Raw genomic sequence first — 24,585 nt, 5'->3', positions numbered from 1 at the left:
CCGACCGGGACCGAGGCCCGGTCCGGTACGGGGCGTTCGGGGCGGGCGGCGGTCCCGTCGCACGTGAAGGAGCCGGTGCCGGCCGGCGGCGGGTCTCAGGGCAGGACCGCGAGGCCGTCCAACTCCACCAGCGCCTGCTCGTCCCACAGGCGTACGACGCCGATCACCGCCATCGCCGGGTAGTCACGGCCCGCCAGTCCGTGCCAGATCCGGCCGAGTTGGGGCGTGTGCGCGCGGTACTCGGCGACATCGGTGGTATAGACGGTGACCCGGGCCAGGTCGCCCGGCGCGCCGCCGGCCGCCGCGAGCGCGGTCAGCAGGTTGCCGAGGGCGGTGGCGAACTGGGCGGGCAGGTCCGCTCCGACGATCCTCCCGTACGCGTCGAGCGCGGTCTGGCCGGCCAGCAGGACGATCCGGCCGCCGGTGGCGACAACGGCGTGCGAGAAGCCGGTGGCGGGCGCGAGGCCGGCGGGGTTGACGCGTTCCGGGCTCATCCGTACAGCTCCTTGGCGATGATCGTGCGCTGCACCTCGGTCGCACCCTCGTAGATCCGTGGCGCGCGGACCTCGCGGTAGAGGTGTTCCAGGGGGTGGCCGCGCTGGAGGGCGCGGGCGCCGTGGAGCTGGACGGCCGCGTCGACGACGTACTGCGCGGTCTCGGTGGCGTACAGCTTCGCCATGGCCGAGCGCGCGGGCACGTCCGGGGCGCCGGTGTCGTACGCACAGGCAGCCGCGTACACCAGCAGCCGCGCCGCCTCGGTCCTGGTCGCCATCTCCGCGACCTGGTGCGCGACGCTCTGGAGGTCCTTGAGAGGGCCGCCGAACGCGGTACGGGTGGCCGTGTGCTCCAGCGTCGCGTCCAGTGCCGCCTGCGCCATGCCGACGGCGAACGCGCCGACGCTGGGGCGGAACAGGTTCAGGGTGGTCATCGCGGTCCGGAAGCCCCGGCCCACCTCGCCGAGGACGTCCTCACGGGTCACGGGTACGGCGTCGAGGGCGAGGGCGCCGATGGGGTGCGGGGAGAGCATCTCGATGGGCGATCCGGTCAGCCCCTGGCGGTCGGCGGGGACGAGGAACGCGGTCACGCCCCGGGACCCCGGGCGCGGAGCCGGGTCCGTGCCGGGGGCGGAACCCACCGGGTCCGTGCCGGGGCCGGGACCCGCCGGGTCCTTGCCGGGGGCCGTTCGGGCGAAGACCGTGTAGAAGTCCGCCTCGGGCGCGTTGGAGATCCAGCGCTTCTCCCCGGTCAACCGCCATCCCTGGCCGTCCGGTTCGGCCCGCAGCGCGAGCGCCGCCGCGTCCGAGCCCACGCCCGGCTCGCTCAGCGCGAACGCGGCGACCGCGCGCCCCGCGCACACCTCCGGCAGCCACCGGGCGCGCTGCCGTTCCGTACCGGCCAGGACGACGGGGTACGTACCGAGCCCCTGGAGCGCGAGCGCGGTCTCGGCCTCCGCGCACCCCTGGGCGAGGGATTCCCTGAGCAGGCAGAGGTCCAGCGCCGAGGACCTGAACACCCGCTCCAAGAGGCCGAGTCGGCCGAGTTCGCCCACCAGGGGGCGGTTCACCCGGCCCGGTTCGCCCCGGTCCGCGAGCGGGCGCAGCCGCCGCGCGGCCAGGGCGCGCAGCTCCGCACACCACGCGGTCTGTACCGGATCGAGCGAGAAAACAGGCATCCGGACCCACCTCCAGCACGCCTATGACGCGCCGTTGACTGTCGTCAACTTCACGATACGCTCGATGGGCGACCCCACACATCACCAGGGGGCGAACCATGGAGCTGACACCGTCCGCCCACACCGACACCTTCTCCCGCGGCCAACTGCCCCCGGCGGAGCAGTGGCCCAGGATCCTCCCTCTCCCGCAGGGGGCACACGCTCCCGAACGCCTCAACGCCGCAGTCGAGTTGCTGGACCGTACGGCCGACCGGTTCGGCCAGGACCGCCCCGTCTTCCGTACCGGGGCGGGCGAGGTCTGGTCGTACGGCGAACTGCGCGGCCACGTCGACCGGATCGCTCACGTGCTCCACGACGACCTGGGCGTGGTGCCCGGCAACCGGGTGCTGCTGCGCGGTCCGACGACGCCCTGGCTGGCGGCTTGCTGGCTCGCGGTACTGAAGGCGGGCGCGGTGGCCGTGACGGTGCTCGCCCAGCAGCGCGCGCCGGAACTCGCGGCCGTCTGCGAGATCGCCCGGATCGGCCACGCCCTGTGTGACGTGAGGTCGTTGGACGATCTGACCGGCGCGGGGGTGCCGGGCCTGCGGATCACGCCGTACGGCGGGGACGCCCCGGAGGACCTGCTGCGGCGGGCGCGCGCCAAGCCGGGGCGGTACGCGGCGGTGGAGACCGCGGCGGACGATGTGGCGCTGGTCGCGTTCACCTCGGGGACGACGGGACGCCCCAAGGGATGCGCCCACTTCCACCGCGATGTACTGGCGGTGGCGGACACCTTCTCGCGCGAGGTGCTGCGCCCCGAGCCCGGCGATCTCTTCGCGGGCAGCCCACCGCTCGGTTTCACCTTCGGCCTCGGCGGCCTGGTGATCTTCCCCATGCGGGCGGGCGCGTGCGCGCTGCTCCTCGAACAGGCCCAGCCCAAGCCCCTGTTGGCGGCGATCGGGGAGCACCGGGTGTCGGTCCTGTTCACCGCGCCGACCGCCTACCGGGTGATGCTCGACGTACTCGACGCGGCCGGGACGGCGCGGGGGGCCGGTGCGCGGCCGTACGACGTGTCCAGTCTGCGGCGGTGTGTCTCGGCCGGGGAGAATCTGCCCGCCGCGACCTGGCACGCCTGGCACCGGCGCACCGGGGTGCGGATCATCAACGGCATCGGGGCGACCGAACTGCTCCACATCTTCATCTCGGCGGCGGACGAGGCGATCAGACCGGGCACGACGGGGGTGCCGGTGCCCGGATGGCAGGCGCGCGTGGTGGACGGGGCGGGGGCGCCGGTGCCCGACGGGCAGCCGGGGCTGCTGGCCGTGCGGGGCCCGGTGGGGTGCCGGTATCTCGCCGATCCGCGCCAGTCGGAGTACGTACGGGACGGCTGGAATCTGACCGGCGACACGTATGTGCGCGAGGCCGACGGCTACTTCCGCTATGTCGCCCGCGCCGACGACATGATCATCTCGGCGGGGTACAACATCCCGGGACCTGAGGTCGAGGACGCTCTGCTGGCCCATCCCGAGGTGCTGGAGGCGGCGGTCGTCGGCCGCCCGGACGACCTGCGCGGCCAGATCGTCGCCGCGTACGTGGTGCTGCGGGACGGTGCGGCGCGCGACGAGGGGACGGCGGCGGCGCTGCGGGAGTTCGTCACGGCGCGGCTCGTGCCGTACAAGTGCCCGCGCGCCTTCGTCTTCCTGGACGCGCTCCCCCGTACCGCCACCGGCAAACTCCAGCGTTACCTGTTGCGCACCCCGGGGCCGGTCGCGCCGCCGGCCCCTGGCCTAAAGTGATCACGTGGCCGAACAGCACACCCCCCGATCCCTGATCGTCACCCTGTACGGCGCGTACGGCCGGGCGCCGGACGACACGCCGCTCCCCGTCGCGGAGCTGATCCGGCTGCTGGACGCGGTCGGGGTGGACGCGCCCTCGGCGCGCTCGGCGGTCTCCCGGCTCAAGCGGCGCGGTCTGCTGGTCCCGGAGCGTACGGCGGCGGGTGCGGCCGGCTATGTCCTGTCCGGCGAGGCGCGCCAGCTCCTCGACGACGGGGACCGCAGGATCTACGCACATCCCGCGCCGCGGCTCGCCGACGGCTGGGTGCTCGCCGTCTTCACCGTCCCGGAGGCCGAGCGCCACAAGCGTCATCTGCTCCGCTCCCGGCTGGGCAGGCTCGGTTTCGGGACGGCCGCGCCCGGGGTCTGGATCGCCCCCGGGCGGCTCCACGAGGAGACGCGCCACACTCTCGAACGACTCCAACTCGATCCGTACGTCGCCCTGTTCAGCGGCCGGCATCTGGGCTTCGAGGCGACGGCCGAGGCCGTGGCGCGCTGGTGGGACCTGAGGGCGATCGCCGCACTGCACGAGGAGTTCCTCGCGGCGCACGAGCCGGTGCTGCGCCGCTGGGAGAGCGGGGGCCCCTGGCCGGCCGAGAACGCGTCCCGGGACGCCTACCGGGACTATCTGATGGCCCTGGACTCCTGGCGGCGCCTGCCGTACGCGGACCCGGGCCTGCCGGCCGAACTCCTGCCGGAGGACTGGCCGGGGGAGCGTTCCGCCGAGGTCTTCACCCGGCTGCACGCACGGCTGCGGGACGCGGGGCTCGCGTTCGTACGGCCCCCGGTCAGCGCGGGGTGAGACGCGGCTTCGGAGTGTCGGTGCGGCCGGCCGGGGGCGGACGGCTGCCCGCCAGGTACGGGAGCGGCCAGGGCGCGCCGGGGCCTGTGTACCCCTGGGCCGCCGCCGCGTGCAGGGTCCACTGCGGGTCGTGGAGATGGGGCCGGCCGAGGGCGCACAGGTCCGTACGGCCCGCCAGGAGAAGGGAGTTGACATCGTCCCAGGAGGAGATCGCGCCGACTGCGACCACCGGGACGTTCAGGGTGTTTCGGATCAGGTCGGCGTACGGCGTCTGGTAGGAGCGGCCGAACTCCGGGCGTTCGTCCGCGACGACCTGGCCGGTCGAGACGTCGATCGCGTCGGCGCCGTGCGTGGCGAAGGCGCGGGCGATCTCGACGGCCTCCTCGGCGGTGGTGCCGCCCGGCGCCCAGTCAGTGGCGGAGATGCGTACGGTCATGGGCAGTTCGTCGGGCCAGTCCGCGCGGATCGCGTCGAAGACTTCGAGGGGGAAGCGCAGCCGGCCCGCCAGCGAACCACCGTACGCGTCGGTCCGCCGGTTGGTCAGCGGGGAGAGGAACTCTGACAGCAAGTAGCCGTGCGCACAGTGGAGTTCGAGGAGGTCGAAGCCACTGCGCCGGGCCCGGCGGGCGGCGGAGGCGAACTGCTCGCGCACGGTGTCGAGTTGGCGGATGCTCAACTCCTTGGGGAGCTGGCTGACTCCGGGGCGGTACGGCAGCGGTGAGGGGGCCCACACCTGCCAGTTACCCGTCGCCAGCGGCTCGTCCATGCCGTCCCACATCGGCCGGGTGGAACCCTTGCGGCCCGCGTGGCCGAGCTGGATACCGATGGCGGTGCCCGGGGAGGATTCGTGGACGAAGTCGGTGACGCGGCGCCAGCCGTCGCCCTGTTCCCGGGTGTAGATCCCGGTACAGCCCGGGGTGATCCGGCCCACGGGGCTGACGCACACCATCTCGGTCATGACGAGGCCCGCGCCGCCGAGCGCGCGGGCGCCGAGGTGGACGAGGTGGAAGTCGCCGGGCATGCCGTCGCATGCCGCGTACATGTCCATGGGCGAGACGACGATCCGGTTGCGCAGGGTCAGTCCGCGCAGCCGGAAGGGCGTGAACATGGGCGGGGTGCCGGGCGGGCAGCCGAAGTCCTCCTCCACGTCACGGGTGAAGCCGGGATCGCGCAGCCGCAGATTGTCGTGGGTGACGCGGCGGCTGCGGGTGAGCAGCCCGAAGGCGAACCGGCGGGGCGGCTGGCCGGTGTAGGTGGCCAGCTCCTCGAACCAGCGCAGGCTGGCCGCCGCCGCACGCTGGGTGGACTCCACGACGGGACGGCGTCGGCTCTCGTACGCGGCGAGCGCGGCCGGGAGGTCGGGCCGCTCCTCGATGGCGGCGGCGAGCGCCAGGGCGTCCTCGACGGCCAGCTTGGTGCCGGAGCCGATGGAGAAGTGGGCGGTGTGCGCGGCGTCACCGATCAGGACCGTACGACCGTTGCTCCAGCGGGCGTTGGCCACCGTACGGAACGCGGTCCAGGCGGAGGCGTGGGAGCGCAGCGGGCGTCCGCCGAGGGCCTCGGCGAAGATTTCGCCGCACCGTTCGGTGGACTGCCGCTCGTCGAGTCCGGCGAAGCCGGCGGCCCGCCAGACCTCCTCGCGCATCTCGACGATGACGGTGCTGTGGTGCGGGGAGTACGGGTAGCCGTGGAGCTGCATCACCCCGTGCGCGGTCTCGGCGATCTCGAAGCGGAACGCGTCGAAGGCGAAGTCGGCGGCGAGCCAGATGTAGCGGCAGCGATGGGTGGTGACGGTGGGGGCGAAGACCTCGGCGTGGGTCTCACGGGTGCGGCTGTGCACCCCGTCCGCGGCGATCACCAGATCGTGGGTCGCGGCCAGTTGGCCGGCGGGCGGGGCCTCCTCACGGAAGCGGAGCCGTACGCCGAGCGATGTGCACCGCTCGTGCAGGATCTCCAGCAGCCGGCGCCGGCCGAGGGCCGCGAAGCCGTGGCCGTGGGAGGTGAGCGTACGGCCGCGGTGCACGATGTCGATGGTGTCCCAGCGGACGAACTCGGCCTGGAGCGCCCGGTGGACGACGGGGTCGGCGTCCTCGATACCGCCCAGGGTCTCGTCGGAGAGGACCACTCCGAAGCCGAAGGTGTCGTCGGGGGCGCTCCGTTCCCAGACGGTGATCTCGCGGGCGGGGTCGAGCCGTTTGAGCAGGGCCGCCGCGTAGAGGCCGCCGGGCCCGCCGCCTATGACGGCGACACTCGTCACGCTTCGGGCGCCGGCCCGTGGGTCGGCGTTCCGGGTGCCGCAGGTCTCTGCGTTCGGCGTATCGGCATTCGTCGTGTCGCCGATCCCGCTGTCAGCGCTCGGTGTGTCGCCGTGCCGTGGGTCGTCGGCCCGCGTGTCGCCGTGCCGTGGGTCGCCAGCCCGTGTGTCGCCGTGCCGTGGGTCGCCAGCCCGTGTGTCGCCGTGCCGTGGGTCGCCAGCCCGTGTGTCGCCGACCCGCGTGTCGCCGTTCCGTCCTGGTGCCGGACGCGGCCCTCCGGAGCCCGTGCTCCCCTCCATGGCCAGCTCTCCCCTCCCTGGTCAGCGCCCCTGCCACCGCGGGGGCCGCTTCTCGGTGAACGCGGCGTGGAATTCGGCGTAGTCCTCGCCGTGCATCAGCAACGCCTGGGTGACGGCGTCGAGTTCGACGGCCGCGGCGAGCGGCATGTCCAGTTCGGCGGTGAGCAGCGCCTTGGTCTGCGCGTACGCCAGCGCCGGGCCCGAGGCGAGCCGTCCCGCCAGTTCGGCGGCGCGTGTGCCGGCCTGCCCCTCTTCGGTCAACTCGCCGATCAGGCCGATGCGTTCGGCCTCGGAGGCGCCGACGGGTTCGCCGAGCATCAGCAGCCGGGTCGCGTGGCCGAGGCCGACGACGCGGGGCAGCAGATAGGCCGCGCCCATGTCGCCGCCGGAGAGCCCGACCCGGGTGAAGAGGAAGGCGAAGCGGGCCGAGGGGTCCGCGATCCGGAAGTCGGCGGCGAGCGCGAGGACGGCGCCCGCACCGGCCGCCACCCCGTGCACGGCGGCGATCACCGGGAAGGGGCACGTGCGGATCGCCTGGACGACCTGCCCGGTCATCCGGTTGAAGTCGAGGAGCCGGGCGGTGTCCATGCCGAGCGTCGCGCCGATGATCTCGTCGACGTCGCCGCCCGAGCAGAAGCCGCGCCCTTCGCCGGCCAGCACCAGGGCCCGTACCGAACGCTCCCGGGCCAGCTCGGCCAGCAGGTCGCGCAGATCCGCGTAGGCGCCGAAGGTCAGCGCGTTCAGCTTGGCCGGGCGGGCGAGGGTGACGGTGGCGACCCCGCCGTCACCGCGCGTGAGCCGTATGTGGCGCCAGTCCTGGGTGCGGGGCGCGGAACCGGAGAACGGGCTCATGGAGCGGCCTCCCTCGGCGAGCGCTGTGGGCGCGCGCGGCGGCGGGACACCACCGGTGTACGGCCCCTGTCACAGCCTCGCCACGGAACGGTATCACTCGTACGTGACTGCCGTCACGAGTACGCGATAGACCTGTGACGTGATCGCGACATGCCTCACGTAGGCTGCCAAAGGTCCCGGGCGACACAGGACATAGGTCCCCAAGTCCGGCAGGCCGCCGCCCCTTGTTAACCTGCTCACGCTCCGTATGGTTGAACGCGATAGCACATACCCTCATCCCCACCCCGGCCCCCGCCGTGCCCCGATCGGACCGCCCCCCATGCCAGAAGCCGCCGGCTCCTCCCCCTGGAGAGTCACGCTGCCGCACAGCGTCGAAGCTGTGCCGCTCGCGCGCGCCCTGGTCCGTTCCGCGCTGGCGCATCTGGCCGAGCCCACCCACAGCGACACGGCGGAGCTGCTCACGGCGGAGCTGGTCGCCAACGCCATCCAGCACACCGACGGCAACGAGCCCATCGAGCTGGTCGTGGAGCTGCTGCCGACCGGCTGCCAGGTCGAGGTGCACGACTGCGACCCGGCGCCGCCGGGCAATCTGACGCGCCCCGGATCCATGCCGGACCCCTGGCAGGAGGACGGCCGCGGCCTGCTGCTGATCAGTACGCTCAGCGCGGCCTGCGGCCACCGCGCCACGGACCAGGGCAAGGCGGTCTGGTTCACGCTGCCCGCCGTCTGAGCCGGCGGGCGGCGCCCGGGGCGCCGCGTCCCCGGCCGATGTCCCTCTAGCCCTCGGCCTCGGCCAGCGTCGCGACCAGGACCGCCTTGATCGTGTGCATCCGGTTCTCGGCCTCGTCGAAGACGACCGAGTGCGGCGACTCGAAGACCTCGTCGGTGACCTCCAGCTCCGTCAAGCCGTGCCGCGCGTGGATCTCGCGGCCGACCGTCGTGCCCAGGTCGTGGAAGGCCGGCAGGCAGTGCAGGAACTTCACGTCCGGGTTGCCGGTCGCGCGCAGCACGTCCATGGTCACGGCGTACGGGCCGAGCGCGGCGATCCGCTCGTCCCAGACCTCCTTGGCCTCACCCATCGACACCCACACGTCCGTGACCACGAAGTCCGCGCCGGCCACGCCCTCCGTGACGTTCTCGGTGAGGGTGAGCCGCGCGCCGCTGGCCTCGGCGGCCTCACGGGCCAGGGTCAGGATGTCGTCCGCGGGCCAGTAGGCGCGCGGCGCGACGATCCGTACGTCCATGCCGAGGAGGGCGCCGGTGACGAGATACGAGTTGCCCATGTTGAAACGGGCGTCGCCCAGATAGGCGAAGGCGATCTCCGGCAGCGGCTTGGCGCTGTGCTCCGTCATCGTGAGCACATCGGCCAGCATCTGCGTGGGATGCCAGTCGTCCGTCAGACCGTTGAAGACAGGGACGCCCGCGTACGCGGCCAGCTCCTCGACCGTCGCCTGCTCGGCCCCGCGGAACTCGATGCCGTCGAACATCCGGCCGAGGACGCGGGCCGTGTCCTTCGCGGACTCCTTCGAGCCGATGTGCGAGCCCGCCGGGTCGAGGTACGTGGTCGACGCGCCCTGATCGGCCGCCGCCACCTCGAAGGAGCAGCGCGTACGCGTCGACGCCTTCTCGAAGATCAGCGCGATGTTCCGGCCACGGAGCCGCTGCACCTCGGTGCCCGCCTTCTTCGCGGCCTTCAGCTCGGCGGCCAGGTCGATGAGGCCGCGGAACTCCTCGGCCGTGAAGTCCAGCTCCTTGAGGAAGTGGCGGCCTTCGAGGTGTATGGCCATGGTGGCTGCTCCTGGGCGCGAGTCGTGAGTGGCGTATGCGTGGACAACGAGGGGGAACGCCGGGAACGCCCCCTGCCGGACATTCCGGAGACTGGAACTCTATACGATGACCCGTATTGCTATACAGGCTGCCGTGCGGGCAACCCGCTCCGCTACACCGCGTCACGCTCGACCGGGCAACTCATGCAGCGGGGACCGCCCCGGCCCCGGCCCAGCTCACTGCCGGGGATCTCGATCACCTCGATGCCCTGTTCGCGGAGATGGGTGTTGGTCGTGACGTTGCGCTCGTAGGCCACGACGACACCGGGCTCGACGGCCAGCACGTTGCAGCCGTCGTCCCACTGCTCCCGGGCCGCCGAGTGCACGTCCTGGGTCGCGGCCAGCACCCGGATCTCCGGCAGCCCCAGCGCCGCCGCGATCGCCCGGTGCATGTGCTCCGGCGGATGGTCGGTGACCTTCAGCTCCGTACCGTCACCGCCCGGTTCGATGGTGTACGAGCGGAGCATGCCGAGCCCCGCGTACTGGGTGAAGGTCTCTCCGTCGACCATCGTCATCACCGTGTCGAGATGCATGAACGCCCGCCGCTTGGGCATGTCCAGCGCCACGATCGTGGTGGCGGAACCGGCCGCGAACAGCCCGCGGGCCAGCATCTCGACCGCCTGTGGGGTGGTGCGCTCACTCATCCCGATCAGTACGGCGCCCGCGCCGAGGACCAGGACATCGCCGCCCTCGATGGTGGAGGGGTAGTCGTCCTGCCCTTCCGACCAGTGGTGGAAGGATCCGGCGGACGGCGCGGCGAAGAGCGGGTGGTGCCGGTAGATCGCCTCGAAGTGCACGGTCTCGCGCTGCCGGGCCGGCCAGCGCATCGCGTTGATGGAGACGCCGTCGTAGATCCAGGCGGAGGTGTCACGGGTGAAGAGGTGGTTGGGCAGCGGGTCGAGCAGGAAGTCGTCCAGCGCCATCACATGGAACCGGACCGAGGTCGGCTCCTCGTGCCGCTCCAGGAACTCCCGCTTCGTCACCCCGCCGACCAGCGCCTCCACCAGCTCGGCCGTCGGCAGCCCCTCGAAGATCTCCCGCAGGTGGTCGGTGGCGAGCGGACCGTACTCCTTCTCGTCGAAGACCCGGTCCAGTACGAGGCCGCGCGCCTCGGGCAGGTCGAGACAGTCGCCGAGGAGATCCCCGAAGAGATGGACCTGAACCCCCCGGTCCCGCAGGACCGCGGCGAACGCGTCGTGCTCCTCCTGGGCGCGGCGCACCCAGAGCACGTCGTCGAAGAGCAGCGTGTCCTTGTTTCCGGGGGTGAGGCGCTTCAGCTCCAGATCGGGGCGGTGCAGGATGACGCGGCGCAGCCGCCCGGTCTCGGAGTCGACATGGAATCCCATGGCTCCATCGTCGCCCGGTCAGTGGAACAGCGCTATCAGCAGAATCACCACAACCGCAACAAAGAGGACGACCATGCCGGCGAAGATGTTCCGGCCGTCCGGCGGTCGCCGCTCCGGCTCGCGCCGCTCCTCGCGCCCGCTCCCGCGCTCGCCCTCGGTACCGGCGGTGTGGTCGGCCCCGAAGTAGCCGGCGAGGCGGCGGAGGGGAGAGCCGGACGGCCGGCCCGGGGGCCGGCCGGGACGGGGCGGCTCGTACGGCGGCCGGGGCGCGCCGGGGCCGGCGGTGGCACCCGGGTAGGTCTCCTGCCGGGGCGGAAGCGGGGGGAGTGACGGCGGCGGTGGCGATGACGGTGGTGGCGGTGGCGGTGGTGCGTACGACGGAGCCGAGAGGACCGGATCGGGTGCGGTTTCCGCGGCTTCCTCGGCTTCGACCACGTGCCCGTACGACGGCGCCCGGGGCCCGGACAACGCGGGCCTGCCGGGTGTAGTGGATGTGCCGAGCCGCGTGGGCGGTAAGGGCGCGGCAGGAGTGGCACCGCTGTCGCGCCATCCGGCCCTGACGATCGCCAGCCAGACCTCCTTGCCCAGCCCCGGGGCCTTCTCCCCCTCCAGGATCTGTTCGACCGCGGCCCGGCCCGCGCCGATCGCGTCGCGGCTCAGCCTCGGCAGCAGTTCGAGCAGCCGGGCCTTGACCGGCTCGGCGCCGGCCAGTGGTCGCACCGTCCAGCCGTACAGCGCGGCGGCGTTGGCGGCGCGGGTCTCGCGGGACGGCAGTCCCACGGAGGCCGGCCATGGCCGGTCCCCCACGAACAGCTCCCTCTTGAGGACGGCCTCGCACAGCTCCTGGCGACGGCCCCGGGGCCACTCGGCGTACCGCGTGGCGATCTCCCCCACCAGGGCCGTGACCGCCGCGTAGTGCAGCCCGTCCTCCCCCACCGCCGCGACCAGACTCCTGCCGCTGCTCCCGCGCAGTGCGTCCTTGACGTTGCGTGACGAGGCGTTCGGCTCCTGGAAGGTGTGCAGCACGGCCAGGAGGTGGTCGAGTTCGACGGTGACCTTGCGGCGGGTCCCCAAGAACCTGGCCGACTCCGGCGAGACCGGCCACTCCGGCGGAACCGGCCGGAACATCCGGCGTCCCTGCCGTCGCGGTTCGGACACCTGCTGTACGGGCGGTGCCTTGGTGTACGAGGGCGTGGGCGGCGAGGAGGTACGGGACGGGCTCAGCGGCTGGTGGGCGGGGCGCGCCGCGTACCGGTCGTCGTGGCCGGGCGCCGCGTAGCGATCGTCAGGCCGGTCGCCGTACGAGTCGCCGTACCGGTCGTCGTACGAGTTGTCGTACCGGTCGTCGTGGCCGTACGACGGATCGCGGCGGTCGCGTTCGTACACGTCGCCCGGACCGTACGGGGTCCCCGGCTCCTCCGGGCGGTCGCGGTCGTACGGCACCCGTTGCGGGGACGGCGGGCGCTCCTGGTACGCGTCCCGTTCCCTCGGATCCCGTTCCCTGGGATCGCGCTCCCGCAGGTCCCGCTCCCGCGGGTCCCGTTCGCGTCGGCGCGGCTGCCACTCGGTCAGGCGTTCGAGCGCTTCCTCCGCCGTGTCCAGGAGTGTGCCGCCGGCGCCGGGCGGCCAGGGGCCCGAGATCCCCGCCAGGGCCCCGGCCACCTCGTACTCGCTGCCCTCACCGCGCCCGATCCGGCGCAGATAGTGCCCGACCAGTCCGGCCGCCAGCGCCTGGGCCCGGTCGTCGGTCCGTTCCTCGGGGTCCGTCCGCACCCGCTCCGTGGACTGCGGGGCCGGGCCCGGCCAGCGCCGTACGAAGACGAAGCGGGTCGCCGGGGTCTCGACCGTGTCGTGCGTCGCGAACGTCCACCCCTCGGGGAACAGCCCGCTGAAAACGCCGTACAGCCCCCACAGCATCCGGCAGGGGCCGTCGCCGCCGTGCCGGTCGAGCACCGTGAACCCCTGGCCCGGGTGGCGCAGCAGCTCCGCGGCCATCGTGGTCAGGGGCTCGGCCAGCTCGGGCAGCCCGGCGAGCAGGGCGCGCTGTCCTTGCTCGGCGGACGCCAGCAGCCCCGCCACGCGCACCTGTTCCAGCGCTCCCCTGACCCTGCCCAGCGGCAGTCCGCCGCCCTCCCACTCCCAGTCGTGCAGCCCGAGGCAGGTCTCGGGGTCGAGGGTCTTGGCCGGGCCGAACAGCGCGTGGCACACCGCCCCCGAGCGCCCGTCGAGGTCGAGCACGGGGGCGCGGCGCACGAGCAGCACCCGTCCCCGGCTCTCCAGTTTGACCAGGGCCGGGACCGTATCGGAGGCCGTGGTGCGCAGCAGCGGCGCGGCGCTGTTGAACAGGCTCTCGGCGGTGTCCCGGTCACAGGACCAGGCCACCGGGCCGAATCCGGTCGTACCGAGGCTGTTCTCGGTGTCCCAGCGGAAGACGATCTGGTCCACCAGCTCTTCCTGACGGGCGATCGGAGCCATCAGGTCCCCACCTCTCTCAGTTCCGCTCCGGGGAGGAGCCCGCACATGGCGAAGATCGACAACAGCGGTGCCAGGACCCGTCGTGGTCTGACGCCGTGGGGGTAGACGTCGCCGCGCTCCTGCGCCCCCGTCGCCGCCACGAAGTGGAGCGTGCAGCGCGCGCAGTCGTCGAACGGCTTCAGCCAGGCGGGGCTGCCGTGGTGCGCGACGAACGCGTAGGCGTCACGGCTCTCCGCGCGCAGGGTCTCCTCGTCCAGCTCCACGGGCAGGGCGCGGCTCAGCCAGCGGTCGGCGGACGGGTCGAAGCGGATCAGGTCGCTCTTGTTGAGGGCGACGGCGGCGGGCGCCTCGATGTGGGCGCCGAGCCGCGGGATCCGGTTGAGGACGGTGGTGAACGCCTCGTCGCCCAGGTCGCGCTGCTGGAGCCCGGCCCTCGCACGCACCGGATCGAGCGACGGCAACCGCAGGGCACGCAGCGGGTCGAGGACGAAGATGAAGGCGCCCACGCCCATGAGGAAGCTGGTCACCTCGCCGTTCTGCGCGAGGTCTTCACCCGCGAGGTCGAAGAAGACGACGGGCCGGGTGCCGGCGGCTCCCGTGACCAGCAGCCCGTCCGCGAAGTGCGCGAAGGATGCCTGCCCCGTGGATTCGAGCTTCTTCCCGCGGTGCAGCCGCTGGACCCGTTCCTGGAGGAACTCGCGGTGGGTGTCGGGGTTGAGGGGCAGGCACTTCAGTCCGTACGGTTCGAGGCCGCCCTGTTCGATCTCGCCGAGCATCGCGGCGAGCAGATGGGTCTTGCCGGCCGCCGAGCTGCCCACGAGGGCGATGGTGAGCGGTTCGCCGCTGTTGAGATAGGGGACGGGCAGATAGTGCGGCGCCCCCGCCGGGGCGTGCGGGCAGGCCTGGTACGCCTGGCGCAGCGCGTCCTGATAGTGCATGGGGCGCCGTTCCGCGCTGAGGTCCAGCGGTTTGGCCACCTTCTTGGAGTCGAGGGTGACCAGCCCGCTCTGGTCGAAGGAGACCGGGAGCAGGCAGTGCGGGCAGAGCGTGGGGCGGCGCAGCGGCTGCGCGGGGCGCGGGGCGTTCTCGACGGGCCGGGGCGGCGGGGCCGGGGCCGTGCCGGTCAGCCAGGAGCGCAGGGAGCGGCGCGGGGGCGGGGACTCGTAGTACGTCAGGTCCTCGGCCGTCTCCTCCGGTGGGTCGTCCCGCCCCGTCTCCTGGCGTTTCTTGGCGCGCTGGACGTCGAACTCGGCGCGCGCCCTGCTGAGTACGTCCGCGCCGCCGAGCGCCTGCGCGAGCGGGTCGGGGACGTTCAGGAGCCGCATCAGCTCACCGGCGGTGGGGCGCTGGTCGGCGCGCGGGGCGAAGGCGCCGCCTTCGTGGAGCGCCGCGAGCCGGCGGAACTCCCCGAGGTCGGCGGGTGGTCCGGAACCGGGCCCCGGGCGCCCCGCCAGCAGGAAGTAGACGAGCTGGGCGACGGACCACAGGTCGTCCCTGTGATCGGCCCTGCCGGTGCCCTCGCGCTGTTCCGGGGAGGCCCAGGGCGCGGCGCCGTACGCTTCCCGGGGCTCGTCGGCGCGCAGCGCGCCGTACGGCTCGGCGAGCCGGACATGGGTGCCGTCCCAGCGGACGGTGTGCGGGGTGATCGCCCGGTGGACCAGCCCCACCTCTTCCAGCAGGCGTACGGCGAGGACGAGTTGGGCGATCACCTTGCCCTGTTCCTCGACCGTGAGCGTGCCCTGGCGGCGGGCGATCGGCTCACCCTCCGGGACGCGGTAGAGCACGAAGGGCTCCAGCGCCTCCAGGTCGAAGCCGACCATGCGGGTGAAGACCTCGCCGTACCGCTCGGAGCCGTACCGCCGCTCCATCGCGACCCCGGCGCTCACCTGCCGCTCCAGTGCGCTGTACGCGGCGGGGTCGCTCTGAGCGCTGAACGGCAGCCGGTACTGGAGGACGCGCCAGCCCTCGCCGAGGGTGACGGGACGGGCCAGCAGCGGGGCGGATTCGGGCATCCGGAGGTCGGTGTGCAGCCGGGCGGCGAAGCGGACGGCCTCGCCGCCGTGGGTGAAGAACTCCAGCTCCAGGGAGTCGTCGTGCGCCCACGTACCGCCACCGCCCGCGCCCGCGCTTGCGCTTGCCGCGGGGGTGTCCCCGTTGTCGCGGGGGACCCGGCCCGGCTCCCTGGCGGTGGGGTCGTCGCCCTTCCTCGTACCGTCGTTGCCCGTGATCATGGCGCGTCCCTCTGCTCGGCCCGGACGGTCCTGACGATCTCTCCGCGCAGCGGAACCAGCCGCAGCACCCCCGCGTGCCGGCCGCCGGGGGTCCACACCACGTCCTCGCCCGCCCCGGCCCCGCTGTCGTGCGCGGAATCCTGTTCGGTGCCCCGGCGCATCGCCTCGGGGGCGAATCTGACCCGCCGTATCCCCATCGGATCCCTGGACAGCATCCTGCGGTCCTCGGCGGCGCACAACGGCACCGCCTCGTCCGTCTCGTCGGCGGTGGAGACCAGTCGTGCCGCGTGGTCGGCCGCCACGCCCAGCAGTTCGGCGGCCCCCGGGCGCAGTTCCGCGTCGCCGGCGAAGTGCGGCGCCGAGGTGGCGCCGTCGCGCAGCAGGACGGAGTGCTCCTCGTCGAGCACGTCGAGCAGCGGACGGCGCAGGGAGATCCGGCCCGCCTCGGCCGGGTCGCGCTCGACGACCGCCCACCGTCCGGCGAGGATTCCCCGGACGCCGTGGGCGAGATCGGCGAGGAGTGTGTCGACGAGGGCGGGGCCGCCGTCGCCCCACTCGCGCTCCAGCCAGGGCGGATCGGCCGGTGCGGCGGGGTGCCAGGGGTCCTCGGGGAGGTCGTACTCCAGCGGCGCCGCCGGTTCCGTACCCGCCACGCTGCCCGACCAGCCGTCGTCGGCGGAGCTGTCACCCCAACTGTCCCAGTTCCAGGCGTCGGCCGGCTGCTGAGCCGGACCGCCCCGGGCGAAGGCGTCCTCGGCGGTGGGGGGCGCGGAGTACGTGGCCCGGCCCGCCGTGGGTGCGGCTCTGCCCTGGGCGGCGGAGGGCGCGGCGGCGGTCATCAGCCGTTCCTCGACCGTCTCGGCGAGGCTCCGAACCATCAAGGAGACCGCGCGCGCCCCGTCCGAGCAGTGGTAGCGGGCGTCGGCGAAGAGCCAGTCGTGCAGCACGGTCTCGGTCAGCAGCCCGTCGATGGCGGAGAGGGCGTCCGCCGCGAACTCCGTCTCCGTGTCCCGCCACCACAGGTCGACGGCGGCCGTCCAGTCCCGCGCCACGAGCAGGCCGAGAGCGACGAGCGCCACGCCCAGCCCGGTCGCCCCCGCCCAGAGCGGCGGATCGAGCAGCTGCCCGGTCAGTGCGCCGCCCGCACCGCCCGTCAGGCCCGCGATCAACCGGAGTCCGGAACGGGTGCTGCCGCCTCCGTCGAGGCGGCCGTCGTAGGAGCGGCTGGGCCTGCGCCGCACCATGAGCAGGGTCAGGGCCGCCGCGGCGAACCCCACCGGCGGGCCCAGCACCCAGCCGAGCACCGGCCACAGGCCGGCGACGAAGGCCAGCAGGAAGACGGGCGCCGCATGGACGAAGGGCGAGCCCCGCACCGTGAAGGGCGGCGGCACGGCCAGCTCCGCCACGCGGCGGGCGGGGCAGATCTCGTCGAGCCTGGCCAGCCGCGCCGCACTGCCCGCCGGGGCGGACAGGTCCGAGAGCGCGCCGAGCCGGGCGGCGACGGAGCGCAGCGGCAGTCCGTACGCCAGCAGCCGTTCGGTGTACGTACGCAGGCCGGGGCCGACGTCGGCGCGGGGCGCCTCGGGGAGTTCCGGCAGTTGGACGCCCCGCTTGAGGAGCCGGCCACGCTGCTCAGGACGCAGCCGGTCGCCGCCCCCGTCGCTGAGGGCTCCCGCGATGGTGTCGCGGTACGTGCCGAGCGCCTCGGAGAGCGCTTCCAGCCGTTCGGGCAGGTCCACGGCGCGGTGGCGCGGGGTGAACAGGGAGGCGGGGCGCCGTACCTGTTCGTACCCGTCCTCGGCGTCCCGCAGCGCCCGGTCGCCGGCCAGCCGCGCCGCTTCGGCGGGTCCGCCGGGCACCAGGCAGGAGCCGTCGGCCAGGGTCCCCGACGGCACGTCGCCGAGGAAGCGGGCCAGTCCTGCGGGGACGGAGTCGCCCGCGCCGGCGCCCGGCGCCGTCGAGGCGGTCCACGCACGCGTGTCCGCACGCGCTCCGGGGGAACCTTCGGTGACGAGGACGGGCGCCGGAATGTCCTGGCCCGCCAGGTTCTCCAGCGTCCGCCGCCAGGCACGGGTCCTGGCCTCCTCGGTCAGATCGTGCTCAAGGACCTGGGCGGCGGGCACCGCGACGGCGTGCAGTACTTCGCCCAGCTCGCCGAGGACGGTGTCGAAGAGGGCGGTGCCGGCGAGCAGTTCGACCAGCGGGCGCAGCGCCTCGTCCGCCTCCTCGGCGTGCGGTACGGGTCCGCCGTCCCGGCCGCCGGCCCCGGCGAACACGTCGGGGATCCAGAGCACTCCGGCGGACGGCGGGCTCAGCGCGTGCGGACGGCGCAGGGCCCGGTCGCCCCCGCCCCCCTGGGCCAGACAGAGCACCTGGGCAGGTCCGTACGCGTAGAGCCGTTCGTAGAGGAGCTGGTGCGCGACGAGTTCGGCGGCGTCGTCGAGGACGAGGAAGCGCCGTACGTCCGACTGCCGCGTACGCGCGAGGGCGTCGTCCACCTCGCCGTGGAGGGCGGCGGGGGCGTCGGCCGGGTCACCGCGGTGGCGCAGGTCGAGGCAGACCACCCCGGCCTGGAGTCGGTCCGTGATCACAGCCGGGTCCCCTCCTGTCCGTCGTCGCGCCGCCGCGGCGCGCCCCGTCCTGCGTCGCCCCGCCCCGTATCGCCCCGCCCCAGGTCCCGCCGTCCTGCGTCGCGCCGTCCTGCGTCGCCGTGGTCGGCCTCGCTGCCGTCGGCGTCATCGCGTTCGCCGTCGCCCCACTCGTCGTCGTCCCACGGCTCGGCCCCGCGTGCCGGGACCGTCGTGTCCCCGCGCTCGTCGGGCTTCGGCTCCCGGGACCGGGCCGGCTTCTCGTACGGCGATCCCTCGTACCGCGATCCCTCGTACCGCGATTCCTCGTGACGGGACTCCGCGCGCCGGGGCTCCTCGTACCGCGGTTCCCCGTACGGCGGGTCCTCATACCGCCGTGGCTCGCTCCGCGTGTCCTCGTACCGGGGGTCGTCGTACCGCGACGTCTCGTGGCGCGCGTCGTCGTACGGCGGGTCCTCGTGGCGCGGCGGTTCATGGCGCGTGCCGTCGTGCCGAGGTTCCTCGTGGCGCGGCTCCTCCCCGTACCGCGGGTCTCCGTCGTACCGGGGCCGCCGCTCCTCCCGGCGGGTCCGCTCCTCCCGGCGGGTCCGCTCCTCGGGGCGCGGTGGCTCCTCGTGGCGCGGTCCGACGATCCTCGGCTCCTCCTCGCGATACTCCGTGGACGGCGCCGCACGGCGGTGGCCGTTGGCCCCGACGGTGGCGGTGGCGGTGGGCCCCCTTCCCGCCCCCGAGCCCTCGGTGTGACGCTGGTGGAGCGCACGCAGCGTGGGCCGGGTGGGCCGTTGCGCGCCCGGGAAGCGCAGGTCGAGCGCCCCGGCGAAAGTCCGCTCCCAGAAGTGCCGCAGCGGTACGAGCCATTCCTCGTCCTCGGCGGTGAACTGCCCCGACAGCTCGTTCAGCAGGCGCAGTTGGCGGGGCGCCACCTCGTGCACCAGCCTGCGGAAGAGGCGGGACGGCGGGACGGGCGTGTTCGAGAGGCCGGTGGGCTGGGTGCGCATCAGCCGGTCACAGAAGTCCTCGATGATCTGCCCCTCGTCCAGCAGGGCCCACTGCTCGTACGCGCGCAGCAGTCCCGCCCAGCTCGACACGTTTCCGTCGAACGAGTCCAGTCGCAGCGTCATCGTCGCGGAGTCGCCCTCCTGGAGCCGGATACGGATCAGCTCGGGTGAGGCGGGGTCCCCCTCGATGTCGACCCTGCCGTTCCACATCGCGCACAGCAGCCGGTGCAGGATGCGCCTGCGGTCCTCCTCCGTACTGGCGAGCCAGTCGTCGCGGTGGCCGAGGCGCTGTCTCCAGTGCAGGAAGTCGTCCCCGCCGGACGCCTCGCGCGCCTCCGCCCACAGCCGCAGCGCGTGCCGGACCTCGGAGACGTCGGTGAGGCTCATGCCGCTGCGGAAGAGCACGACCGTGATGGACTCCGCCTCCACGGCCCGGAACTCCGGGGCGATGCCCGGGTCCCTGGGCAGGTTCAGCTCCTGCTGGAGGTAGCGGGCGGCGCGCCCGTCGGCCTCGCTCTGCGGGTGCACGATGAGCACCTTCAGCGGGCCGCTGCCGTCCGGGGTGAAGCCCACCGGCAGCAGTCCGGCGAGCTGCGAGCGGAACTGCTCCAGCCAGCGGCTGTCGACGGTGGCCTCCGCGTCCTCGTCCCCGGCCGCGGCCCGCAGCAGCACCCCGAGGGAGGGCAGCAGGGGACGGTCGTCGAGCACGCTCGCCTCGCCGAACAGCGCCTTGACGCGCCGCTCCACGACCTGCTTGATCTCCTTCACCGCGGCACGCGGGGAGCGGCGTACCGCGTCCAGGGCGCGCTGCCAGTCCTCCGGCTGGACCAGCCTGTTCAGCAGCCCGGCGGCGTCGGCGTTCTCCGGCAGGCTCTCGTGCTGGGCCAGCCGGTCGAAGACGTCGTCGTAGAAGGCCCGGAGGTTGTTCTGCGGGGGCAGCAGGTACGACACGCCCGTACGGTCGTCGCGGTACAGCTCCTTGCGGCGCTCGGCGAACAGCTTGCGCTCGTCCTCCTCGTGCGCGCGCAGCGCCCTGACCAGTTCGGCGACCTCCTTCATGGAGCGCATCAGCGGCGGGCGCCAGCGGGACTCAAGCTCCTTCCAGCCGCGGTGCCACTGCCGGTTGGCCCGCCAGCGGTACCAGGCGTCCTGCTCGTCCACCGCGTCCTGGACGTCGGGGTCGCCCCAGCGGGCCGGGACCATGCCGCCCACCGAGCCCTTGATCCGGGGGATCGGCGGCGCGGAGGGCTCGACGCCCTCGGGGCGCTCCGGATCGTTCTTCCGGTTGTCCAACATCCCGGCGAAACCCGCCTCGGCGGGGCGCTGCGGGTGGCCCGGCAGCCCGGCGATCACCCGTTCGAGCCGGAACGGGCCGAGCAGGCCGAGCAGTTCGCGTGCGCCGGTGCCCGGCTTGAAGTCCTCCACCAGCCGGGGGATCTCCCGGTCCAGCTCCCGGTCGAGCCGGCCGAGCCCGTCCTCCATGTCGCCGATCCGGTCGCGCAGCGCCTGGCTGATCGCCCGGCTGCCCTTGGGCAGCGGGTCGGGCGCGGGCGCCTCGGGTGCCTCGCGCGTCCACAGGCGTCCGACGCCCGACCGGTCGAAGAGGTCCCTGACGAGCTGGGTGCCGTCCTCGTCATGCCGCCGGGCGTCCTCGGCCATGCCGCGTACGGCCTGGGCCAGCAGCCGTCCCGCGACGATCTCCGCGAGGTCGTCGACGGGGACGGTGAGGGAGGCCGCCAGGCTCGTGGACATGCCGCGGTAGCCGATTCCGGAGCGGGACGGGGTGGAGCGCTCCACGCTCTTGTTGACGAACCCGGCGGCGAACGACTGGTGGTCACCCTCCGCACGCCCCTGGGCGGTCTCGTCGCCGAGCTCCGTGCCGATCAGTGACAGCACCATGGCGGTGATGGAGCGGCGCAGGTCTTCGGGACGGATACCGGAGGGCCTGCTGAAGAGGAACGCGGTCTGTACCGTCGAGGGGCGCAGCGCGACGTAGCCGTCCCCGGGGTAGCGGACGCCGAGCGTGCCGCGCTGTCCGACGTCGCCGAAGTCGGCCTGCGCGTCGGGCACGTTCTGGTCGTCGACCAGCCGGGAGAGGTCCACCAGCGCGCGGGCCGAGTTCAGCTCCGCCTCCCGGCCGCCGCCCGCCTCCGGCGGGAACGCCGACGGCATGACGACCAGCGGATAGATCTTCACCCCGGGCACCTTGGACTTGCGGAACTCGTGCCCGATGAGGTGGAGGAAGTCGTAGAAGATGCCCGCGCCGGTGCCGCCCGCCACGGAGAACGCCACGAACACGTCGCAGCCGCGGATCTGCCGGCCGCCCATCTCGCGCAGATCGCCCGCCGAGTTGGCGATGGTGCCGATGGCGGCGCGGAGCTGGCGCAGGACCGGCTCCAGGCCGCTGCGCAGGGTCGCGAAGAGCGCGGCACGGCCCACCGTGGGGAGCTGTCCCGCGCCGGTGTGCAGCGGCGCCACGCGCGGCTGCCGTTCCTGGGACGGCAGCCAGTCGTGGGTCTCGTCGTGCAGGGCGACCCGGAGCATGCGGGTCACCTCGGGCGAACTGTCGTAGTTGGCCGGCAGCAGGTCGTGGATCACGCGCGCGGTACGGGCGTACGCCGCCGCCTCGGTGCCCTTGGCGCTGAGATGCGGCAACCGGTTCAGCTCGGACTCGCTGAAGTCGGCATACACGAACTGGAGGCAGTCCGGAAGCTGGAAGGGCGCGCGCCGGCCGTCCGACACCAGTTTCGTGCCGTCGGGGCCGCACAGCTCCCGGCGCAGACCGCGTTCCAGTTCGGCGCCGATTCTGCCTCCGGTGCCGCCCAGACCGACGAACAGCATGGGCTGGTAGATCTTCATGTCGTCTCCCGTAGGGCCGTCGCCGTCTCGCGACGACGGCCCGTCGTCACTCAGAACTCAGAACTCAGAAATTCGGGTCGAACCGGCTCGCGCCCGCCCGCCGCTCCCCCTCCCCTGAAGGAGCGCCACCGCCGCCCGGCGGTCTGCTGTCTCCCCCGGCGGGCGTACGGGGCGGCCTGACCCGGGCGCCGTCCCGGCCTCCGGTACGGTCCCTGTTCCCGCCCCGGAACCAGGTGCGGTCCCTGTCCCTGTCCCTGTCCCTGCCGCCGGTATGGGTACGGGTACGGGTTCCCCTGCCGTCCCCGGGCCGGCCACGGCCTCCGCGTCCCCGGCCGCCGGCGGCACGCCGGTCGTGGACCACGAGCTCCAGCCCGTCGCCCAGCGCCACGGGCTCCTCAGGCCGCAGCGCGCGCTCCCGGCCCTGCGGCGGCTTGAGCAGGAACTCCCCGGCCGCGGTGCGTCGCAGCCGATGGGAGGCGGCCCCGCTCGGTCCGCCGCGCTGGAGCGAGGGCGCCGCGCCCCTGGCCCGGTCGATCACGAAGTGGAACTCGCCGCCGGGGCTCTGTCCCGCCCGTACCGTCAGTTCGTCGGGCCGGACCCCCTCGCCCCGCAACTCCAGCTTCACACCGGCGAGATCGCGGCGGCGGCGCCGTGCCTCGTACCGCACCGCCGCGAACACGGCGAGGGCCAGCAGCACGCCGCCCGCCACAGCGACGGCCCACCACCACAGGTCCCACCAGGTGGGCACGGGGTCGACGTCGACCTCAAGGAACGCGTTGTCCAGGACGCGTCCCCCGTCGTCGGTGTCGGCGGCCGTGACCCGGGCGCCGATCTCGCCGGGTGCGGTGCCGGAGCCGATCCTGACCCGGAAGGGGACACTCCTGCCGGCGCCGGCCGCGACCTCCACCTCGGCGGGGCTGACCGTCAGCTCTGTGCCGGGCGGCTGATCGGCGAGGGCGAGCCGCACCGTACGCGTCTCCGCGCTCTTGTTGTCCACCTTCAGGAGGCCCGTGACCGTCCCGCCCGGGTGCACGGTGTCCCGCTCGACGGTGAGCGCCGCGGTGACCGGCGGAGGCCCCGAGGTGATGCGGGCGTTGAACGGCCGGTGGTCGCCCGTGACACCGGGCGCCGACATCTCGGCGGTCAGGGCGAGATCGCCGTCGGCGGTGGACGGCACGGTCAGCGTCCCGGTGAACCGGACGTCGCCCGCGTGGGCGTCCGGCGCCTTGCCGTCGTCCATGAGGGGCACGGACACCGGTGCGAAGCCGCTGCCCGCGAGCCGGGCCTCGACCGTGATGCCCTTCAGTTCGTCCGGGTCGTCGATGACGACGCCGCGCCGGGTCTGCATCCGTACCTCGACGGAGGTCTTCTCGCCGGGACGCGGGGACGCGGGGTCGAGGATGACGGAGGAGCGCAGCCGGCCCTGCCAGATGGCGCGCACGGCGACGACGCGCTCCCGGTGCCCCTCCGGCGCTTCGAGATGGACCCGCCAGCGTCCGGGGCGCGGATTCTTCACCCGCAGCGCCTCGACCGGCCCGCTCCGACCGGTGATCTCGAAGGTCGAGCCGTCGAAGGACCCGTCGGTGACGACCTTCCGGCCGTGCGGGTCGTAGTAGGTCGCGCTCACTTTCGGATCGTGTTTGCTGACCGTGATCGAACCGTCGGTGGCGATCTTGGGGATGGTCACGTACAGATCGGCGGGCGGCTTGCCCTCCGTGCCCTGGACGACCTGGGCGCAGCGGGCGGCGGCGAAGGTCTCCTGGAGGGCCTTGTCGATCCCGGCGGCGCTGTCGACCACCCGCAGCCGCGGGGTGGCCGAGGGCAGTTCGGCGCAGCCGTTGCGGTAGCCGCCCTCTGCCATCTTCTTGAGCGCGTCCCGGTCGATGGCGTCGCCGAAGCCGAGCGGCCAGATCTGTACGGACTTCTCGCGGGCGCGGGCGAGCTGTTCGGTGAGCTGGCGGGCGGCGTCGGACTGGCGGCCGGCCGCGTCGGCACCGTACTCCGGGCTGTCCCGGACGTCGAGCTTGCCGTCGGTGAGCAGGAAGATCACCTTCGGCGCGTCGGGCGCGTCCTCCTGGGTGAGCCGGGTCAGTGCCTGGCGCAGGGCCGCCGGGAAGTCGGTGCCCGGGCCCATTTCGGCGTCGCGGCGGGAGAGCTTCTTGACGCAGCCGTTCAGGTACGAGCGCCCTGAGGAGTCGACGACGGTGGGCGGGCACACCTCGGCGACCGGCGTCTGGCCGGGCTTCTCGGAGCTGCCGAAGCCGATGACGGTGGCGCGTGAGCGGTCCGAGATCTCCCCCTGGGCGATCAGCGCCGCGGCCTCCACCTCACGGTTCAGGTCCTCCTCGGAGAGGCTGTCCGACTGGTCGACGACCACGGCGAAGTCGATCGGGTCAGCCCCTTCGGCCACTGCCCCGATCCGGCCGGGCACGCCGGTGGCCTGGCCCGGGGCCGCCCCGGTGACGGCGATCAGACCGGCCAGGGCGAGCAGCACCCCGGCCAGACGTCTCGCTCCGGCCGGATGTGCCGGATGTGCCGCACGCGTTGTGTTTCTCATGTGCACCGTCT

Annotated in this window: 14 protein-coding genes; 3 read left to right on the top strand and 11 right to left on the bottom strand. The window is 73.5% G+C overall.

Features of this window, described 5'->3' with window-relative positions; all coding sequences use genetic code 11:
• Nucleotides 1-95: 95 nt before the first annotated feature.
• Both ACFXPL_RS20255 and ACFXPL_RS20250 read right to left on the bottom strand, forming a co-directional pair.
• Complete coding sequence (locus ACFXPL_RS20255) at nt 96-494, bottom strand: RidA family protein (RefSeq protein ID WP_384921032.1); 399 nt, start codon at nt 492-494, stop codon at nt 96-98.
• Nucleotides 491-1,672: an acyl-CoA dehydrogenase family protein gene (locus ACFXPL_RS20250; protein WP_384921029.1), complete on the bottom strand. Its 1,182-nt coding sequence runs from the start codon at nt 1,670-1,672 to the stop codon at nt 491-493. The genes ACFXPL_RS20255 and ACFXPL_RS20250 overlap by 4 nt, the downstream gene beginning before the upstream one ends.
• Before the next feature lie 98 nt (nt 1,673-1,770).
• Between ACFXPL_RS20250 and ACFXPL_RS20245 the strand changes: the two genes are divergently transcribed.
• Nucleotides 1,771-3,447 (top strand): AMP-binding protein, encoded by a 1,677-nt coding sequence (locus tag ACFXPL_RS20245; protein WP_384921026.1) that lies wholly within the window; start codon nt 1,771-1,773, stop codon nt 3,445-3,447.
• A 4-nt stretch (nt 3,448-3,451) separates the two neighbouring features.
• A complete protein-coding gene (locus ACFXPL_RS20240) occupies nt 3,452-4,288 on the top strand; it encodes a PaaX family transcriptional regulator C-terminal domain-containing protein (RefSeq protein WP_384921023.1) in 837 nt (278 codons plus the stop codon).
• Here ACFXPL_RS20240 and ACFXPL_RS20235 read toward each other — a convergent pair.
• Nucleotides 4,275-6,545, bottom strand: coding sequence for a bifunctional salicylyl-CoA 5-hydroxylase/oxidoreductase (locus tag ACFXPL_RS20235; RefSeq protein WP_384921021.1), 2,271 nt, complete (start codon nt 6,543-6,545; stop codon nt 4,275-4,277). The genes ACFXPL_RS20240 and ACFXPL_RS20235 overlap by 14 nt on opposite strands.
• Before the next feature lie 318 nt (nt 6,546-6,863).
• On the bottom strand, nt 6,864-7,694 hold the full coding sequence (locus tag ACFXPL_RS20230) for an enoyl-CoA hydratase family protein (RefSeq protein WP_384921018.1): 831 nt from the start codon (nt 7,692-7,694) through the stop codon (nt 6,864-6,866).
• A 319-nt stretch (nt 7,695-8,013) separates the two neighbouring features.
• On the opposite strand from ACFXPL_RS20230, the gene ACFXPL_RS20225 reads away from it, so the two are divergent.
• Nucleotides 8,014-8,424: an ATP-binding protein gene (locus ACFXPL_RS20225; RefSeq protein WP_384921015.1), complete on the top strand. Its 411-nt coding sequence runs from the start codon at nt 8,014-8,016 to the stop codon at nt 8,422-8,424.
• 46 nt (nt 8,425-8,470) lie between these two features.
• Here the strand turns inward: ACFXPL_RS20225 and argF are convergent, their stop codons facing one another.
• The 7 genes from argF to ACFXPL_RS20190 all read right to left on the bottom strand — a co-directional run bounded on the left by argF (nt 8,471) and on the right by ACFXPL_RS20190 (nt 24,574).
• Nucleotides 8,471-9,481 carry an ornithine carbamoyltransferase gene (gene argF / locus ACFXPL_RS20220; protein WP_384921012.1) on the bottom strand — a complete coding sequence of 337 codons (1,011 nt, stop codon included), beginning with the start codon at nt 9,479-9,481 and terminating at the stop codon, nt 8,471-8,473.
• A gap of 152 nt (nt 9,482-9,633) precedes the next feature.
• On the bottom strand, nt 9,634-10,866 hold the full coding sequence (locus tag ACFXPL_RS20215; protein WP_384921009.1) for an arginine deiminase: 1,233 nt from the start codon (nt 10,864-10,866) through the stop codon (nt 9,634-9,636).
• 18 nt (nt 10,867-10,884) lie between these two features.
• Nucleotides 10,885-13,341 carry a hypothetical protein gene (locus ACFXPL_RS20210; protein ID WP_384921006.1) on the bottom strand — a complete coding sequence of 819 codons (2,457 nt, stop codon included), beginning with the start codon at nt 13,339-13,341 and terminating at the stop codon, nt 10,885-10,887.
• Nucleotides 13,341-15,572 carry a hypothetical protein gene (locus ACFXPL_RS20205; RefSeq protein WP_384921003.1) on the bottom strand — a complete coding sequence of 744 codons (2,232 nt, stop codon included), beginning with the start codon at nt 15,570-15,572 and terminating at the stop codon, nt 13,341-13,343. The genes ACFXPL_RS20210 and ACFXPL_RS20205 overlap by 1 nt, the downstream gene beginning before the upstream one ends.
• Entirely contained in the window at nt 15,569-18,163 is a 2,595-nt protein-coding gene (locus ACFXPL_RS20200) for a hypothetical protein (RefSeq protein WP_384921001.1), read from the bottom strand. Before ACFXPL_RS20200 ends, ACFXPL_RS20205 begins: the two co-directional genes overlap by 4 nt.
• A complete protein-coding gene (locus ACFXPL_RS20195; RefSeq protein ID WP_384920998.1) occupies nt 18,160-22,017 on the bottom strand; it encodes a tubulin-like doman-containing protein in 3,858 nt (1,285 codons plus the stop codon). Before ACFXPL_RS20195 ends, ACFXPL_RS20200 begins: the two co-directional genes overlap by 4 nt.
• Nucleotides 22,018-22,081: 64 nt before the next feature.
• The gene (locus ACFXPL_RS20190) at nt 22,082-24,574 is read right to left on the bottom strand and encodes a VWA domain-containing protein (protein ID WP_384920995.1); all 2,493 of its coding nucleotides are present in this window, start codon (nt 24,572-24,574) and stop codon (nt 22,082-22,084) included.
• Nucleotides 24,575-24,585: the final 11 nt, after the last annotated feature.

The sequence above is a fragment of the Streptomyces sp. NPDC059092 genome (genome assembly GCF_042756365.1).
Taxonomy (GTDB): Bacteria; Actinomycetota; Actinomycetes; order Streptomycetales; family Streptomycetaceae; genus Streptomyces.
The sequence above is the reverse complement of the archived record's forward strand: the minus strand, read 5'-3'. Positions and strand labels throughout refer to the sequence as shown.